This window comes from Bacillus sp. 0909A (assembly GCF_036765115.1).
Taxonomy (GTDB): Bacteria; Bacillota; Bacilli; order Bacillales; family Bacillaceae; genus Bacillus; species Bacillus mojavensis.
Genome location: NZ_JBAIZU010000002.1, coordinates 425,270 through 439,911, shown reverse-complemented (window position 1 = coordinate 439,911; position 14,642 = coordinate 425,270). Strand labels below are relative to the sequence as shown.

Here is a 14,642-nt window from a genome sequence, read left to right as displayed (position 1 = left end):
GGCTATCTTTTTATTGTCAAGAAAAACAACATTATGGTAAGATAGCAGAAGTGAAAAAATTGAAGAAAATCCGTGGATATGCGGGAGAGGTTCTAGCTACACCCTCTATAAAAAACTAAGGACGTGCTGTATCCTTGGATACGGCCTTTTTTATGTTTTTCTAGAGCACCTTTCCGGAAAGGTGTTTTTTTATATTTTAACAGTTGTAGCGATGTCTCTCGCCGAGGTTTTTTATAGCGGAGAAGGAGAGGAATCATGAAAAAGGAAAAAGCAATTGTCGTATTTAGCGGCGGCCAAGACAGTACTACATGTTTACTGTGGGCGTTAAAGGAATTTGAAGAAGTTGAAACTGTAACTTTTCATTATAATCAGCGTCATTCGCAGGAAGTTGAAGTGGCGAAGGGGATTGCGGATAAGCTTGGCGTGAAAAATCATTTGCTTGATATGTCACTTTTGAACCAGCTTGCGCCTAATGCTCTGACGAGAAATGATATAGAAATTGAAGCAAAAGACGGCGAGCTGCCATCAACATTTGTTCCAGGGCGTAACTTAGTATTCTTATCTTTTGCGTCTATCCTGGCGTATCAAATTGGCGCCCGTCATATTATCACGGGCGTTTGCGAAACGGATTTCAGCGGCTATCCAGACTGCCGTGATGAATTCGTTAAATCTTGCAATGTGACGGTGAACCTGGCCATGGAGAAGCCATTTGTGATTCATACACCGCTCATGTGGCTGAATAAGGCGGAAACGTGGAAACTTGCTGACGAACTGGGCGCGCTTGATTTTGTGAAGAACAACACGCTCACATGCTATAACGGCGTGATCGCAGACGGATGCGGCGAATGTCCGGCATGTCACCTTCGCTCCAGAGGCTATGAAGAATATATGGCGATGAAAGGAGAGAGGGCATAAATTGTTATCTCAAATATATCCACAGGTCCAGCATCCATATTCATTTGAATTGAATAAGGACATGCAAATTTCTGCCGCTCATTTTATTCCGCGTGAAAGTGCGGGAGCGTGCAGCAGGGTGCACGGGCATACGTATACCGTAAATATTACCGTTGCCGGTGATGAGCTTGACGATTCCGGCTTTCTCGTGAATTTCAGTGTGCTCAAAAAACTAGTTCACGGCTCCTATGATCATACGCTTTTAAATGATCATGAAGAATTTTCTAAGGACGACCGGTATTCGCTGCCGACAACTGAAGTCGTGGCAAAAACGATCTATGACAAAGTGCAGGCTTATTTAAACACACTGGAGAATAAACCAAGCTGTGTGCAGGTGTTTGTCCGTGAAACACCGACCAGTTATTGTGTTTACCGTCCGAAAAAGGGTGGTTTGAATGGCTAAAGGAATTCCTGTACTAGAAATTTTCGGCCCGACGATTCAAGGGGAGGGCATGGTGATCGGACAGAAGACAATGTTTGTCCGCACTGCAGGCTGTGATTATTCCTGCAGCTGGTGTGACTCCGCCTTCACTTGGGACGGATCTGCTAAAAAAGATATTCGCTGGATGACAGCCGAGGAGATTTTTTCAGAGCTTAAGGAGATTGGAGGAGACGCGTTTTCTCACGTAACCATCTCCGGCGGAAACCCGGCGCTGTTAAAACAGCTGGATGCTTTGATAAAGCTGCTGAAGGAAAACAATATCCGTGCAGCTCTCGAAACACAGGGGACAGTCTATCAGGATTGGTTTACACTGATCGATGATCTGACGATTTCACCTAAACCGCCAAGTTCGAAAATGGTGACGAACTTTAATAAGCTGGATCACATTGTGACATCACTGAAAGAGAATAACAGACAGCATGCTGTCAGCTTGAAGGTTGTCATTTTTAATGATGAAGATCTCGAGTTTGCCAAAACTGTACACAAACGCTACCCGGGAATACCGTTTTATCTGCAAGTCGGGAACGATGATGTGCATACGTCAGATGACAAATCACTCATTGCACATTTACTTGGAAAATATGAAGCGCTTGTTGATCAGGTCGCTGCCGATGCGGAGCTGAATCTCGTCAGAGTGCTTCCGCAGCTGCATACCCTGTTATGGGGCAACAAAAGAGGAGTTTAATAGGAAGGAAGATAAATATGACGACAAGAAAAGAATCAGAATTAGAAGGTGTAACACTGCTTGGCAACCAAGGAACAAATTATTTGTTTGAATATGCGCCGGATGTGCTTGAATCCTTTCCAAATAAACATGTAAACCGTGATTATTTTGTAAAATTCAACTGCCCTGAATTCACATCTTTATGCCCGAAAACAGGACAGCCTGACTTCGCAACAATTTACATCAGCTATATTCCTGATGAAAAAATGGTGGAGAGCAAATCACTAAAGCTGTACCTGTTCAGCTTCAGAAACCATGGAGACTTCCATGAAGATTGCATGAACATCATCATGAATGACTTGATTGAATTAATGGACCCACGCTACATTGAAGTATGGGGCAAATTCACGCCAAGAGGCGGAATTTCCATTGATCCGTACACAAACTACGGAAAACCTGGCACGAAGTACGAGAAAATGGCTGAGTACCGCATGATGAATCATGACTTGTATCCGGAGACGATTGATAATCGCTAATTATTGCTTACGTAGTCAGTGAGCGATTAAGGTAGAAGTAAATTAATTTAAAATAAAGGTAATTTAAGACGTACAAATGTGTACGTCTTTTTCTTTTATGCAAAAATCAAAATATTAACGTAAGTTTTTTGGCAGAAGGACTAGCGAAATCAAAGGAAAGTATTTTGTAGATCGCTTTCTTTTCTGGGGGGCATCCGCACAAGCTATAAAATGATGATTATAATTTTTATTTCTCATTATATATGGATGGCGTATCCGGAATACCGAAAGTATTTTTCAGCTCCTGTTATATTTTTTCGTGTCGACGAGAGAAACGATTATTTTTCGTTCTCTTCGAATGTAATTTTTCAGGAAGCTATTACGTCATCTCATATCTGAACGTTTTGTATAGACTAGTACCGTCACAAGTTATATTACAAATACATACCAATAAGTAGACATGAAAAAGTGAAAGAGAGGACGAACATGTGTGAAAATTCTTTTTCTAGAGAGTCATCCTATGTGGCTCTATGGTTTACCGAATGGGTTTAGTGAAGCAGGCCATACCGTAATGATTTCGGGCCCTGTAAGTCGGGAAAATGTTACTGAAATGATAGAAGAATTCAAACCAGATCTAATCGTATCTATGGGGTGGACACCAGAGCATTCAAGGGAAAAGCAAGCCTGGATCCGCAATGCTACTAAAAAGGTGAAGATCCCCCTCGTTTATTGGGCAACTGAAGACCCGCTGCACACTCAAAACTTTACTATCCCGTTAATTAAAAAGATGAAACCGGATTTTGTTTTCACCGTTACACCTTCTCTGTGTAAAACTTATGAAAGGATGGGGATAAAAGCGGCTCATTTAGACTTTGCATATCACGAAAGTATACATCATCAGATTAAACCATTGGACAAATATAACTGTGATATAGCGGTGGTGGCTAATGCTTACCCTAATTTTCTTGAAGAACATCCGGAAGTGTTCCGCTCGTCCTCTTTAAAAACGCTTATTCGTCCTCTCATACGAAATGGTATTCGCATTGATTTTTGGGGGAAAAATTGGGAGAAAATGAGCAAACATATAGGAAGAGAAATTCCCCGGAATTGGATTCATGGATACCTTGATTATACTGAAGCATATAAAGTTTACAGTTCAGCAAAAATCATTCTCGGTTTGCAAAACTGTGAAAGCCAGCTTACGCAGCGCACCTATGAGATTCTTGGTTCCGGAGGGGTTTTATTGACATCGGATACACCAGCAGTTCGAGGTAAATTCAAACCTGGCCGCGATCTCATAGTTTCATCTTCCCCAAAAGAAACATTTGAAAAGGTTAAATACTATTTGAATCATGATAGCGAGAGAAAGAAGATTCGGATAAACGGTAAAAAGGCTGTAAAGAATGATTCCTATCGGCATAGAGCTGAGAGAATGCTTGAGGTGCTAAAAAGCAGAGGAATCCTAAGAAACCTAGAGGAAACCATTCATTATGTTGATGTTCTCAAAGAAAATTACGTGATCCATCATGTTGCTCCCGGTGAAACATTAACGAAAATCGCCATAAAGTATCATGTTTCCCTTCAGCAAATCATGGAGCTAAATCATTTCAAATCAGATCAGATATATGCGGGACAAATCATTAAGATTAGAAAGAAACGGTCTAGAGATGTTAAAAATAAATCTTTCTAAAGGAGAGTAATATGAATGAAGGGGAAAAAACCAAAACAGAAGTGAAAAGAACGCCTCGTTATATGGAATTTCCCGTGACATATGAAGTATATTGTGTGGAATCCTGCGATACATTATGGACGATTTCAAAATCCTTTAATATTCCGGTACAACAACTTATGAATCTTAATAAGCTTTCTTCAGATAGAATTTATCCCGGACAAATGATAAAGATAAGAGAAAGGTTATTTATGAGGTTTCGGAAACGAAACAAATTGGAATGATCAATCTTCATATTTTATTTGTTAAAACTTGATATCTTTGAGAATGAAGGGGTTATGAGATGTTTCAAATGAGCTATTTCTATTCTGGATTAGGTTATGATATTATTCATCACGTTGATCAAACGAACGGAGTATTAAAAGTCGTGTCTCCTGACTTTTTCTATATCAGAAAAAATGGATCACTACTTCTCCGTTCAGCTAATCCTGATGTGATTAAAGCTCTTCATAGAAGAAAATTAAAAGTAGTTCCTTTTTTAAGCAATCATTGGAATCAGGAATTGGGTCGAGTTGCGTTAAAGAAACGAGTGGTTTTGGCTAAACAAATTTCTAATGCAATAGAAGAACTGGATCTAGACGGGGTCAATATCGATATAGAAAACCTTACAGAGAAAGATCGGCAGGCATTTACGGATTTCGTTAGATTAGTAAGAAAAGGTATTCCTAGGCACAAAGAGGTATCAGTTGCAGTGGCAGCAAATCCTTTTGGCTGGACGAAGGGCTGGCACGGATTATATGATTATGAGAATTTAGCTAAACATGCGGACTATCTAATGGTTATGGCCTATGATGAAAGCCGCCTTGCTGGGCCTACTGCAAGTGTAGGATGGGTGGAAAAGTCCATTCAATATGCTCTAGCCCAAAAAATCTCTCCCAAAAAACTGGTTTTAGGATTGCCTTTCTATGGCCGTTGCTGGATGCAAGACCAATCTAACTCACAAGCCATTTCACTTTACCTTGTTAACTCATTAGTAAAAAGGCATAACGGTACAATTATTTTTGACATAAAGAGTCAGTCTCCAAAAGCTGTTTTTACGATCAAACACGATAAGAAGGATCTATTACCTCCAGGAACATATATATTATGGTTCGAAAATGAACAGTCACTCAGAGCAAAAATAAAACTCGTTCAAAAATATAACCTAAAAGGTCTTGGCAGCTGGAGTCTTGGACAAGAAGATTCGTCAGTCTGGAATAGAGTGTTTAAAAATAAATAAGCGGAGGCGGTTAATAATCGTTAATATAGTTTCTCATGCGGAATGCAGGGGATTTTATACGTAAAAAAGACGAGTGAATCCGGGGGGAATGCCACTCGTCACCTTCTAATGAAAAGACGGGATGCTGGATGGCAGCTCGTCTGTTTTATTATAAAATATCGAACGTATGTTTGTAAAGGCGTCTTTTTTAAAGAAATGGTTAAAATAATGCTCAGAACAGGTTCATTGTAAACGTTAGCTGCGTTATGTTAAGATGCATGAACTGATAAGGAGTGATACAAAGTGAAAACATTGCGTTTAAACGATGTCACGTTAGAAATGTCAACATATCAAGAAGAGAGCGAGCCGAAGCGGAAAATTGCCTTTACCTTACACGTTACCAGTGAGGCTTATCATGATATCGCAGTGCTGTTATATGAAAAGACATTTAACGTCGAAGTTCCGGAAAGAGATCTTGCCTTCCGCGGTGAAATCACAAATTATTCAACGTCATTAACCAACCTGTACGAAGCGGGAGCCGTGAGTGAATTTTATATCGAAATAACGGAAACAGACGCGAACGCCAATTTATAATTGGTGTTTTTTTGATGAAAAAAGCTGCCGGCCGGCAGCTTTTGAGAAAGCTAATTTGATATGTAAGGTGTTTAATTGTTTGTCTAGCAGTTTTTGCAAATGCGTGTGGATGAAGGAGGATTTAATAGGAGTCTCTGATGATCTTGTAATTTTTATGATTTACAACGGTCAGTGAATCTAGCTCAAGATCCCGATAGTTATCCATAATGGTAACATCTACGATAACAGAATTCTCATTAACTTTTTCAACAACACCGGTTAACCCGTTTTTAAATTCAATGACGTTTCCGACCTTAGCGATTTTCACAAGCTTCCTCTCCTTTAAACATAATAATTCCTTTTGAAAGTATTAAACAGTATTTTCATTAAGAAGTAAAGCGATAAGGAGTTTTATCGTCCTAAGGAATTGTCCTGGTGCAGGAAAAATGATATATTGATTTTCGTTCAAAGATTGAAAAGGGGGAGTTTTGATTGCGTCCCGAAGATATAACAGAACAGATTGAGCAGTTGCGTACCGGTGAAATAAAAGAACTGAGAGTTCAAAAAGAACACTTTCTTGATTTCAGAGCCGTTTTATCGAAACAGGACGATTTTAAGCATTTCCGAGGCATTGCCCAGCAAGGCGGAGATGTGGTGTTTCAATATTTAGAACAGCCAAGAAGCTAAAAGGTTTCTCATAAATGAGAAGCCTTTTTATCATATATGACAGAACAGTAGTTATTTATTACAAACGTTGTAACATACGTAAATGAAATGTAAAACGGCAAAACTGGAAATAAATGCTTTGAATTGACAAGATTTATAGAAAATGAGGCTGTTTTTTTGCCATTAATCAGTGCGTCACCCGGTATATTCCATCCTGATACCTGTTTGGGAGAGTTGGAAAATCTTTTTCCGTGAAATTGATTTGATCTCTTGTTAAGGTTATGAAGTGTTTTTTGAGCACTTTAAGGAGGAAACTGTATGACGACAAAATTGACTGCTCTAGCTGTTTTTCTTCTTTGTTTCATGCCTGCTTCGAAAATTGAACATACACAAGCTTCACTACTGAACACAAAGAAGACAAACCATGAAGAAGCTAAGCTGCTTACCCATATAAATCATGACACAGACATATCTTTCTCTTCACTGTCTGCTGATGAGGACAAGAAAAAAATAAAGCCGATCAAGCTTTCAGCGAACACTGAAAAGAAAGAAGAAGAACATTCAGAGAAAACGAATGAGAAGAAAGAAACTTACTCTCAGTCTGAAAAAGAATTGCTTGCCCGACTCGTTCACGCAGAAGCGAAGGGCGAATCCTATGAAGGCAAGGTCGCTGTTGCAAGCGTCGTGCTGAATAGGACGGATAAGAAGGGCTTTCCCGATACAATCAGAGGGGTTATTTATCAGAAAAATGCCTTTGAACCTGTCGCAAACGGAAGCATTAATCAAGAGCCTGACAAAGAATCAATTGAGGCTGTTGAAGAAGCGATGTCATCTAAGGACAGAGAAACAGAAGCCCTTTTCTTCTATAACCCGAAAACGGCGTCAGATGACTGGATTCGCTCAAGGAAAATTATTGAAAAAATCGGCAGGCATGTCTTTGCCATATAAGCATAGAAGAGACATTCGTCTCAGCTGTGCTTTTTTTTATAGAAAGATAAAAATAAAATAATTTTTGAACTTGTCTCATATGATGTTGATAGTACAAGAGACAAGGAGAGACATCATGAATCGATTTGTAAAAGGGATTATTCTTTTATCCATTGCCGCCTTTTTCGCCGAATGCCTTGAATTTGTCGTGAATATGATTTTGGCGCGCGAGCTTGGCGAGCACGGGATGGGGCTTTACATGAGTATTTTGCCTACCATCTTTTTAATTATTGTCATCGCAAGCCTGGAGCTGCCTATATCAATTTCTAAATTTATTGCTGAATCAAATCCAAAGCTCCATGAAAGCATGCTGAGGCACGCCTTTCGAATGACAGCTGTTTTCACAGCCTTTTCCACTGCCGCCGCCAGTATTGCGCTTCCTTTTATTCCGGTGTTTGATACATATCACCCGTTTATCAAAGGAATCGTCATCGGCTTGATTCCTATTGTCGCCTTTACGTCAATTGCCAGAGGCTACTTCATGGGTGTGCAAAAAATGGGGAAGATCGCAATCGCTAATGTACTCAAAAAAATCATTCAGCTGTTGTGCTTGTTCATCTTTTTTCAATGGTACTCGTTTGAGCTGGACATGGCTGTGCTGATTTCGCTGTTTGTCCTTGTCGTGAGCGATGTGATCGTGCTTGTGTACCTGTATTCGCAGTTTATTCTGGCGAGACGTGCGGTATCGGGCCAGCAGCATATCCATTTACGCGGGAAAGATGTTAGAAAAAGACTGCTAGCCGTATCGATTCCGACAACCGGGCTGCGCATTTTTCACGCTGTGGTCAATGCCATTGAGCCTTTTTTAGTAAAAGGAGCGCTTTTGGCCGCGGGCGTTGCCGGGACAACTGCAATCGATCAATACGGCATGCTTGCCGGAGTGGCTGTAACGATAGGGGCGTTTCCTGCTTTTATCGCCCATTCGTTAATGGTCGTCATGATTCCGAGTATTTCTGAGGCTTATTCTCTCTCTCAATATGACATCGTATTAAAAAGGCTGAAGCAGTCGATCTTTATCACGTTTGGATACGGTATACCAGCTGTCTGGATCATGTTCCAGTTTGCGGAGCCCTTGACCCATCTGTTTTTTCACTCTCCAGAAGCACAATATTATTTGCAGCTTTTGTGGCCGTACTTTCTCTTTCATTTATTTGTGATGCCCCTTCAGGCATGTTTAATCGGGATGGGCTTTGTCAAAGAAGCTTTTTATCATAACGTGTGGAGCCATCTCGTTGCGTTGAGTATGATGTATGTGCTGGGTTCAATGGAAAACCTTCAAATGCTCGGTATTATCCTTGGGATGAATACAGGTATGATTTTGCTGACGAGCCTACATTATACAACGATCTGCAAAGCGCTGCGTGTATCTGTTTTTCTGACGGGAGGAAACCGAACGCCGCGGATTGAAGGATGATAAATCTCTAGTAGGGCAAGCTATTTGAAAAGCATGAAAGGAAGATTCCATGTTGACGAAACGCTTGACCCGCACTATTTGCCTAATCTTATTTGCTATGATTTCATGGCTGCCTCTTTCGGCACAGGCTGCCAATAAACAGCCTGCTGTTCCAGCGGTTTTTCTCATGAAAACGATAGAAGGGGAGGATATCTCCATCCCCAATAAAGGGCAGAAAACGATCCTTCATTTTTGGACTTCATGGTGTCCGCCCTGCAAAAAGGAACTTCCTCAGTTCCAATCATTTTATGAGGCTCATCGATCTGACAGTGTCAAGCTGGTAACGGTCAATTTAGTCAATTCAGAACAAAATCAGCAAGTCGTTGAAGACTTTATCAAATCAAACCACCTGACCTTTCCGATTGTTCTCGACACAAAAGGGGATTTGATGAAGGAATATCATATTATAACAATTCCTACTTCGTTTTTGCTGAATGAAAAGGGTGAAATTGAGGAAACAAAAGTGGGGCCGATGACGGCAGAACAATTGAAAGAATGGACGAAAGAATAAGCTGAGAGCGTAGCCTTTCAGCTTTTTTGTCATATAATGAAAGGTAAACAGTTGTTAATGATAATTATTATCAAAAAGAAATTAAAATAATTATAATTGAAATTCTCTTTCTGCATGCTATAATTAAGAAGACATCATGAAATAACCAAACGATGAAGCTGCCTTTTGGGCGGCGATTTTTGTTTTTATAAGAGAAATGAAGATGATTTACGTTCTCAATTAGGGAGGAGAATTCGATATGGATGAACAAGTGATGCTCCAACATGATCAGCATCAGCCTACAAAGAAAGAACAGCCAGAAAAAAGCTGGACTCAGCATGCGGAACTTATCGCAGCCCTTGTGTCAGGTGCTCTTATTTTAGCAGGCTGGCTCCTTTCCGTACATCAAGTGTTATCGGTAACGCTATATTTGCTGGCCTTTGTCATCGGCGGATTTGCTAAAGCGAAAGAAGGAATTGAAGAAACGCTTGAATCCAAAACGCTGAATGTTGAGCTTTTAATGATTTTCGCAGCCGTGGGTTCCGCATTGATTGGGTACTGGGCAGAGGGTGCCGTTTTAATCTTTATTTTTTCCTTAAGCGGAGCTTTAGAAACATACACGATGAATAAAAGCAGCAGGGATTTAACTTCTTTAATGAAGCTTGAACCTGAAGAAGCAACGCTGATTGTAAATGGCGAAACCAAAAGGGTACCGGTTGCAGATATAAAGGCCGGTGATAAAATCATTATCAAACCTGGGGAACGTGTGGCAGCTGACGGGGTTATTGAATCTGGTTCTACAAGCCTTGACGAGTCAGCGTTAACGGGCGAATCGATGCCTGTAGAAAAAAACGCCGGCGACGCTGTATATACGGGAACTGTTAACCGCAACGGCTCCCTGACCGTCCGCGTTACAAAAGCAAACGAAGATTCTTTATTCCGAAAGATTATCAAATTGGTGGAATCTGCGCAAAACAGTGTGTCACCTGCGCAAGCCTTTATCGAACGGTTTGAAAATGCATATGTAAAAGGCGTTCTGATCGTGGTGGGGCTGCTGTTATTTGTCCCACATTTTGCACTTGGCTGGAGCTGGAGTGAAACCTTTTATCGCGCGATGGTATTTATGGTGGTTGCGTCACCTTGCGCACTTGTCGCGTCTATCATGCCGGCAGCGCTGTCCTTGATATCAAATGGCGCCCGCAACGGCATGCTAGTGAAAGGAAGTGTATTTCTTGAACAGCTGGGATCTGTGCAAATGATCGCTTTTGACAAAACGGGGACTGTAACAAAAGGCCAGCCTGCGGTTGAGACAGTCAGACTGGCGAAAGGGTACGAAGAAACGGAAGTGCTTGAACCTGTCTATGCGATTGAGAAGCAGTCCAGCCATCCGCTCGCGCAAGCCATTGCCGGCTACGCTGAAAGCCGCGGCATCAACAAGTCCGGCTACATATCAATCGAAGAAACATCAGGCTTTGGTGTAATGGCTGAAGTGGCGGGTGCCAAATGGAAAGTCGGAAAAGCAGGCTTTATTGGGGAAGAATTGGCAGCTCAATTTTTGAACCAAAATGCATCAGATATCATTCAAAATGGCCAACACACCATTGTGTTTGTGAAAAAGGACGACCACATTGCCGGCTGTATCGCTCTGAAAGACCAAATCAGACCTGAAGCAAAAGAAGTCATGGATGAACTGAGCCGTCTGGGGATTAAAACGGCCATGCTGACGGGAGATCACGAAGACACGGCTCAAGCGATAGCGAAGGAAGCGGGAATGACAACTGTTGCAGCAGAATGTCTGCCTGACCAAAAAGCAAATGAAGTGAGACGATTAAAAGAAGAGTTCGGGACGATTGCAATGGTCGGAGACGGAATCAACGATGCGCCGGCACTAAAAGCGGCGGATGTCGGTATTGCAATGGGCGGCGGAACAGATGTGGCGCTTGAAACTGCTGATATGGTGCTCATGCAAAACGATTTGAAAAAACTCGTAAAAATGTGCCGTTTATCACGGAAAATGAACAGGATTGTAAAGCAGAATATCGTATTTTCTCTCGCAGTCATTTGCCTGCTTATTTGTGCAAACTTTTTACAGGTGATGGAATTGCCGTTTGGCGTTATAGGCCACGAAGGAAGTACAATCTTGGTGATTTTAAACGGCTTAAGGCTTCTAAAATAAAAAACAGCGGTCCAAATGGACAGCTGTTTTTTTTATGGATCAAGTTTTACTTTCCTTTGCTTTTTCTCTTGATCTGGCCTTTTCATCACGATGATGAGAGCAAGGATGCAGCAAAGGAAGCCGGCTGCACAGCCTATGATAGAGCTGTAATAATAAAAATCCACCAGCTTCATACCGACAAAAGGAGCGGATATTCCCACAACTGTTAACAGCACAACTGCCTTACGTCTGAAAAAATTCATCAGCAAACGGAACAACTCCCTGCGTTTCACTCTCCTCTCAGTATACAAGATGACCGGCAGGAAATAAAATGATGGATAAAGGAAAGTCGCCGTGAAAGGCAAACACCCGTAAAACCTGTTACAATATACAAAGAACAACGCATGGCAAAAGGCAGGGAGGAACAAGAAATGAACAGAATACAACGCATATCTTCATGGCTGAAGGAAGCGGGGCATACTGCCGCATTTATTCATACGAAAGAAAATGTATTTTACTTAACCGGTTTTTATACAGAGCCGCATGAACGTGTAATGGGTTTGTTTATCTTTCAAGAGGAGGAGCCATTTTTCGTTTGTCCGGGAATGGAGGCAGACCAGGCCCGAAATGCCGGATGGAATCACGAAATCATTGGCTATGCCGATCACGAAAATCCATGGGAGCTCATTGAAAAAGCACTCAAAAAACGAAATGTCAGCATACATACGCTTGCCGTGGAAAAGGATTCAATCTCGCTTTCACGTGCCGAACAACTGAAGCATTCAGCTGGAGGGGCTCAATTTGTATCAGCAGAAGAAACCCTTAACCAGTTTCGTCTGATTAAAGACGAGCATGAAATTAAATTGCTGAAAGAGGCGGCAAAGCTTGCCGATTTTGGTGTTGAAGTCGGGACAGCTGCTTTGCGTGAAGGCATCAGTGAGGTGGAAGTTCTCGCTCAGATTGAGTATGAGTTGAAGAAAAAAGGAATTCAGGGCATGTCTTTCTCGACAATGGTGCTATTCGGCAAAAAATCAGGTCAGCCTCACGGAAATCCGGGAACAGCCACATTAAAGAAAGGCGATTTTGTCTTGTTTGACCTGGGTGTTATGATGGACGGCTACTGCTCTGATATCACGCGAACCTTTGCTTACAAAACAATCAATCCGAAGCAGGAAGATATTTACGAGACGGTGCTTCAAGCGGAAAAAGCCGCGATAGAAGCTAGCAACCCAGGCGTGAGAATTGGAGATCTCGATTTAACTGCCCGCGGAATCATTGAAAAAGCCGGATATGGAGAATATTTCCCTCACCGGCTGGGCCATGGTCTTGGCATTTCAGTGCATGAGTACCCGTCGATGAGCAAAGCCAATGACACGCTGCTGCAAGAAGGAATGGTTTACACAATCGAACCGGGCATTTATGTGCCGGATGTTGGCGGCGTACGTATTGAAGATGACGTTCACGTAACAAAAGAGGGGGCAGTTACGCTGACTCAATATCCGAAGGAATTAACGATATTGCCGTAACAAGGCAGAGATAAAAAAGGACTTTGTTCTCGACATCGTCCTTTTTTATCTGCTTTAAATAAAAAAATCATCAAACGTCCGAAATGGTTTCACTTCATGTTTTTGATTGAGCGGTCTTACAGCCAGGCAGCTCCCGCCCAGAACGGCCAGACATAATCCAATTAAAATGAAGAAACCCATGTATATCTTCTCCTTTCAGCAAAAAACCATCTAATCTGTCGGTACGTTCTTATCGTATTGTATGAAACGCATTCCAGATCAAGGGAAATCAGAAAGAAGGGAATTTATGGCTAATATTAAAGACATTGCAGAAAAAGCCGGTGTCTCCATTACGACGGTTTCCAGAGTCATAAACAATCATCCTTATGTCAGTGAAGAGAAAAGAAAAAGAGTGCTTGAAGCAATGGAAGTTTTGGAGTACACAAGAAATGTCCACGCTGTGCATCTGTCGAAGGGGTTTTCAAATATGATCGGTGTCGTGATGCCGACGATCAGCCTTCCTTACTTTGCGGAGATGATGGCGGGAATCGCAGACGCTGCCGCAGAGTCAGGCATTCACCTCTCTTTGTTCCAGACAAATTATGACGTGAAGAAAGAAATCTTTGCACTTTCCCAATTAAAACAGCGCCAGGTTGACGGTTTGATTTTTTGTTCGAAGGCACTGTCTGATGACAAGCTCAAGGAGTGGGAAGGCCCGATACTGCTTTGTCAGAATGCTAACAAGGGGGTATTTTCCACAATCAGCATTCCCCATCAAGCCGCATTCCGGGACGGACTCAACTACTTAATCGCCAAAGGGCACAAAAAAATAGCGATTTGCTTAGCAAGAAAAAAAGGCATGAACAGTCATTTTCGCATCAAAGCATATAAAGATGCGTTGGAAGAGATCGGAGAAACATTCAAGGAAGAATGGGTGATTGAGAAAGCGATTACAATGAACGATGGAAAAGCGCTCTTTCATAAATGGAACAACTGGAGGGAAAGGCCGACGGCTATTTTTGTCGCCAATGACCAGGTATCGGCAGGGCTTATATTGGAAGCGAGAGCTCAGCAAGTGTCTGTTCCGGATGAACTTGCGATCTTAAGCTTTGATAACCATGAAATCAGCCAATTGCTTGGCATATCGACCATTGATATTCAAGCGAAGGAAATGGGCAAGCAGGCGTTTGCCATGCTGGAAAAAAGGATTCAGGGTCAGCCGATTGAAAACAGGGTTCTTGATTACCGTCTCATTGAAAGATCGACTGTTTAGTGAAAGCATGAAAAAAGGTTTGACGCGCATTCCGTTCG

The 14,642-nt window shown here is 41.8% G+C and carries 18 protein-coding genes and 1 riboswitch; of the genes, 15 read left to right on the top strand and 3 right to left on the bottom strand.

Translation table 11 applies throughout. The annotated features are described in order from the left end of the window. Positions 1–80 precede the first annotated feature (80 nt). Positions 81–125, top strand: a riboswitch (PreQ1 riboswitch). Positions 126–255: 130 nt separating this feature from the next. From queC to V6D42_RS07440, 8 genes are all read left to right on the top strand, one after another. Beyond that, on the top strand, positions 256–915 hold the full coding sequence (queC, locus tag V6D42_RS07475; protein WP_168747613.1) for a 7-cyano-7-deazaguanine synthase QueC: 660 nt from the start codon (positions 256–258) through the stop codon (positions 913–915). Between the two features lies 1 nt (position 916). Then, positions 917–1,357: a 6-carboxytetrahydropterin synthase QueD gene (gene queD / locus V6D42_RS07470; protein ID WP_229148067.1), complete on the top strand. Its 441-nt coding sequence runs from the start codon at positions 917–919 to the stop codon at positions 1,355–1,357. Further along, positions 1,350–2,081 carry a 7-carboxy-7-deazaguanine synthase QueE gene (gene queE / locus V6D42_RS07465; RefSeq protein WP_333512790.1) on the top strand — a complete coding sequence of 244 codons (732 nt, stop codon included), beginning with the start codon at positions 1,350–1,352 and terminating at the stop codon, positions 2,079–2,081. Before queD ends, queE begins: the two co-directional genes overlap by 8 nt. Positions 2,082–2,098: 17 nt before the next feature. After that, entirely contained in the window at positions 2,099–2,596 is a 498-nt protein-coding gene (gene queF / locus V6D42_RS07460; protein WP_003218613.1) for a preQ(1) synthase, read from the top strand. Between the two features lie 469 nt (positions 2,597–3,065). Then, the gene (locus V6D42_RS07455) at positions 3,066–4,265 is read left to right on the top strand and encodes a glycosyltransferase family protein (protein WP_333512789.1); all 1,200 of its coding nucleotides are present in this window, start codon (positions 3,066–3,068) and stop codon (positions 4,263–4,265) included. An 11-nt stretch (positions 4,266–4,276) separates the two neighbouring features. Continuing rightward, on the top strand, positions 4,277–4,528 hold the full coding sequence (locus V6D42_RS07450; RefSeq protein WP_442893196.1) for a LysM peptidoglycan-binding domain-containing protein: 252 nt from the start codon (positions 4,277–4,279) through the stop codon (positions 4,526–4,528). Positions 4,529–4,587: 59 nt separating this feature from the next. Then, positions 4,588–5,523 (top strand): glycosyl hydrolase family 18 protein, encoded by a 936-nt coding sequence (locus tag V6D42_RS07445; protein ID WP_333512788.1) that lies wholly within the window; start codon positions 4,588–4,590, stop codon positions 5,521–5,523. A gap of 282 nt (positions 5,524–5,805) precedes the next feature. Then, the gene (locus V6D42_RS07440) at positions 5,806–6,096 is read left to right on the top strand and encodes a DUF3219 family protein (protein ID WP_333512787.1); all 291 of its coding nucleotides are present in this window, start codon (positions 5,806–5,808) and stop codon (positions 6,094–6,096) included. 121 nt (positions 6,097–6,217) lie between these two features. Here the strand turns inward: V6D42_RS07440 and V6D42_RS07435 are convergent, their stop codons facing one another. Further along, on the bottom strand, positions 6,218–6,403 hold the full coding sequence (locus tag V6D42_RS07435; protein WP_003232446.1) for a YkvS family protein: 186 nt from the start codon (positions 6,401–6,403) through the stop codon (positions 6,218–6,220). A gap of 164 nt (positions 6,404–6,567) precedes the next feature. On the opposite strand from V6D42_RS07435, the gene V6D42_RS07430 reads away from it, so the two are divergent. The 5 genes from V6D42_RS07430 (at position 6,568) to V6D42_RS07410 (ending at position 11,847) form a co-directional block, all read left to right on the top strand. Further along, on the top strand, positions 6,568–6,762 hold the full coding sequence (locus V6D42_RS07430) for a hypothetical protein (RefSeq protein WP_010334023.1): 195 nt from the start codon (positions 6,568–6,570) through the stop codon (positions 6,760–6,762). Positions 6,763–7,059: 297 nt separating this feature from the next. Next, entirely contained in the window at positions 7,060–7,689 is a 630-nt protein-coding gene (locus V6D42_RS07425; RefSeq protein WP_333512786.1) for a cell wall hydrolase, read from the top strand. Between the two features lie 115 nt (positions 7,690–7,804). Further along, positions 7,805–9,142: a sporulation protein YkvU gene (ykvU, locus tag V6D42_RS07420; protein WP_010334025.1), complete on the top strand. Its 1,338-nt coding sequence runs from the start codon at positions 7,805–7,807 to the stop codon at positions 9,140–9,142. A gap of 49 nt (positions 9,143–9,191) precedes the next feature. Beyond that, positions 9,192–9,692 carry an endospore biogenesis thiol-disulfide oxidoreductase StoA gene (stoA, locus tag V6D42_RS07415; RefSeq protein WP_032731060.1) on the top strand — a complete coding sequence of 167 codons (501 nt, stop codon included), beginning with the start codon at positions 9,192–9,194 and terminating at the stop codon, positions 9,690–9,692. Positions 9,693–9,930: 238 nt separating this feature from the next. Further along, positions 9,931–11,847, top strand: a complete 1,917-nt coding sequence (locus V6D42_RS07410) for a heavy metal translocating P-type ATPase (RefSeq protein ID WP_333512785.1) — start codon at positions 9,931–9,933, stop codon at positions 11,845–11,847. A gap of 32 nt (positions 11,848–11,879) precedes the next feature. Here the strand turns inward: V6D42_RS07410 and V6D42_RS07405 are convergent, their stop codons facing one another. Then, entirely contained in the window at positions 11,880–12,095 is a 216-nt protein-coding gene (locus V6D42_RS07405) for a hypothetical protein (RefSeq protein ID WP_010334028.1), read from the bottom strand. 162 nt (positions 12,096–12,257) lie between these two features. Here V6D42_RS07405 and V6D42_RS07400 point away from each other — a divergent pair, with 162 nt between their 5' ends. Next, positions 12,258–13,352, top strand: a complete 1,095-nt coding sequence (locus tag V6D42_RS07400; protein WP_333512784.1) for a M24 family metallopeptidase — start codon at positions 12,258–12,260, stop codon at positions 13,350–13,352. 54 nt (positions 13,353–13,406) lie between these two features. On the opposite strand, the gene V6D42_RS07395 is transcribed toward V6D42_RS07400, so the two are convergent. After that, positions 13,407–13,532: a hypothetical protein gene (locus tag V6D42_RS07395; RefSeq protein ID WP_010334030.1), complete on the bottom strand. Its 126-nt coding sequence runs from the start codon at positions 13,530–13,532 to the stop codon at positions 13,407–13,409. 106 nt (positions 13,533–13,638) lie between these two features. Here V6D42_RS07395 and V6D42_RS07390 point away from each other — a divergent pair, with 106 nt between their 5' ends. Further along, positions 13,639–14,604 (top strand): LacI family DNA-binding transcriptional regulator, encoded by a 966-nt coding sequence (locus tag V6D42_RS07390; protein WP_333512783.1) that lies wholly within the window; start codon positions 13,639–13,641, stop codon positions 14,602–14,604. Positions 14,605–14,642: the final 38 nt, after the last annotated feature.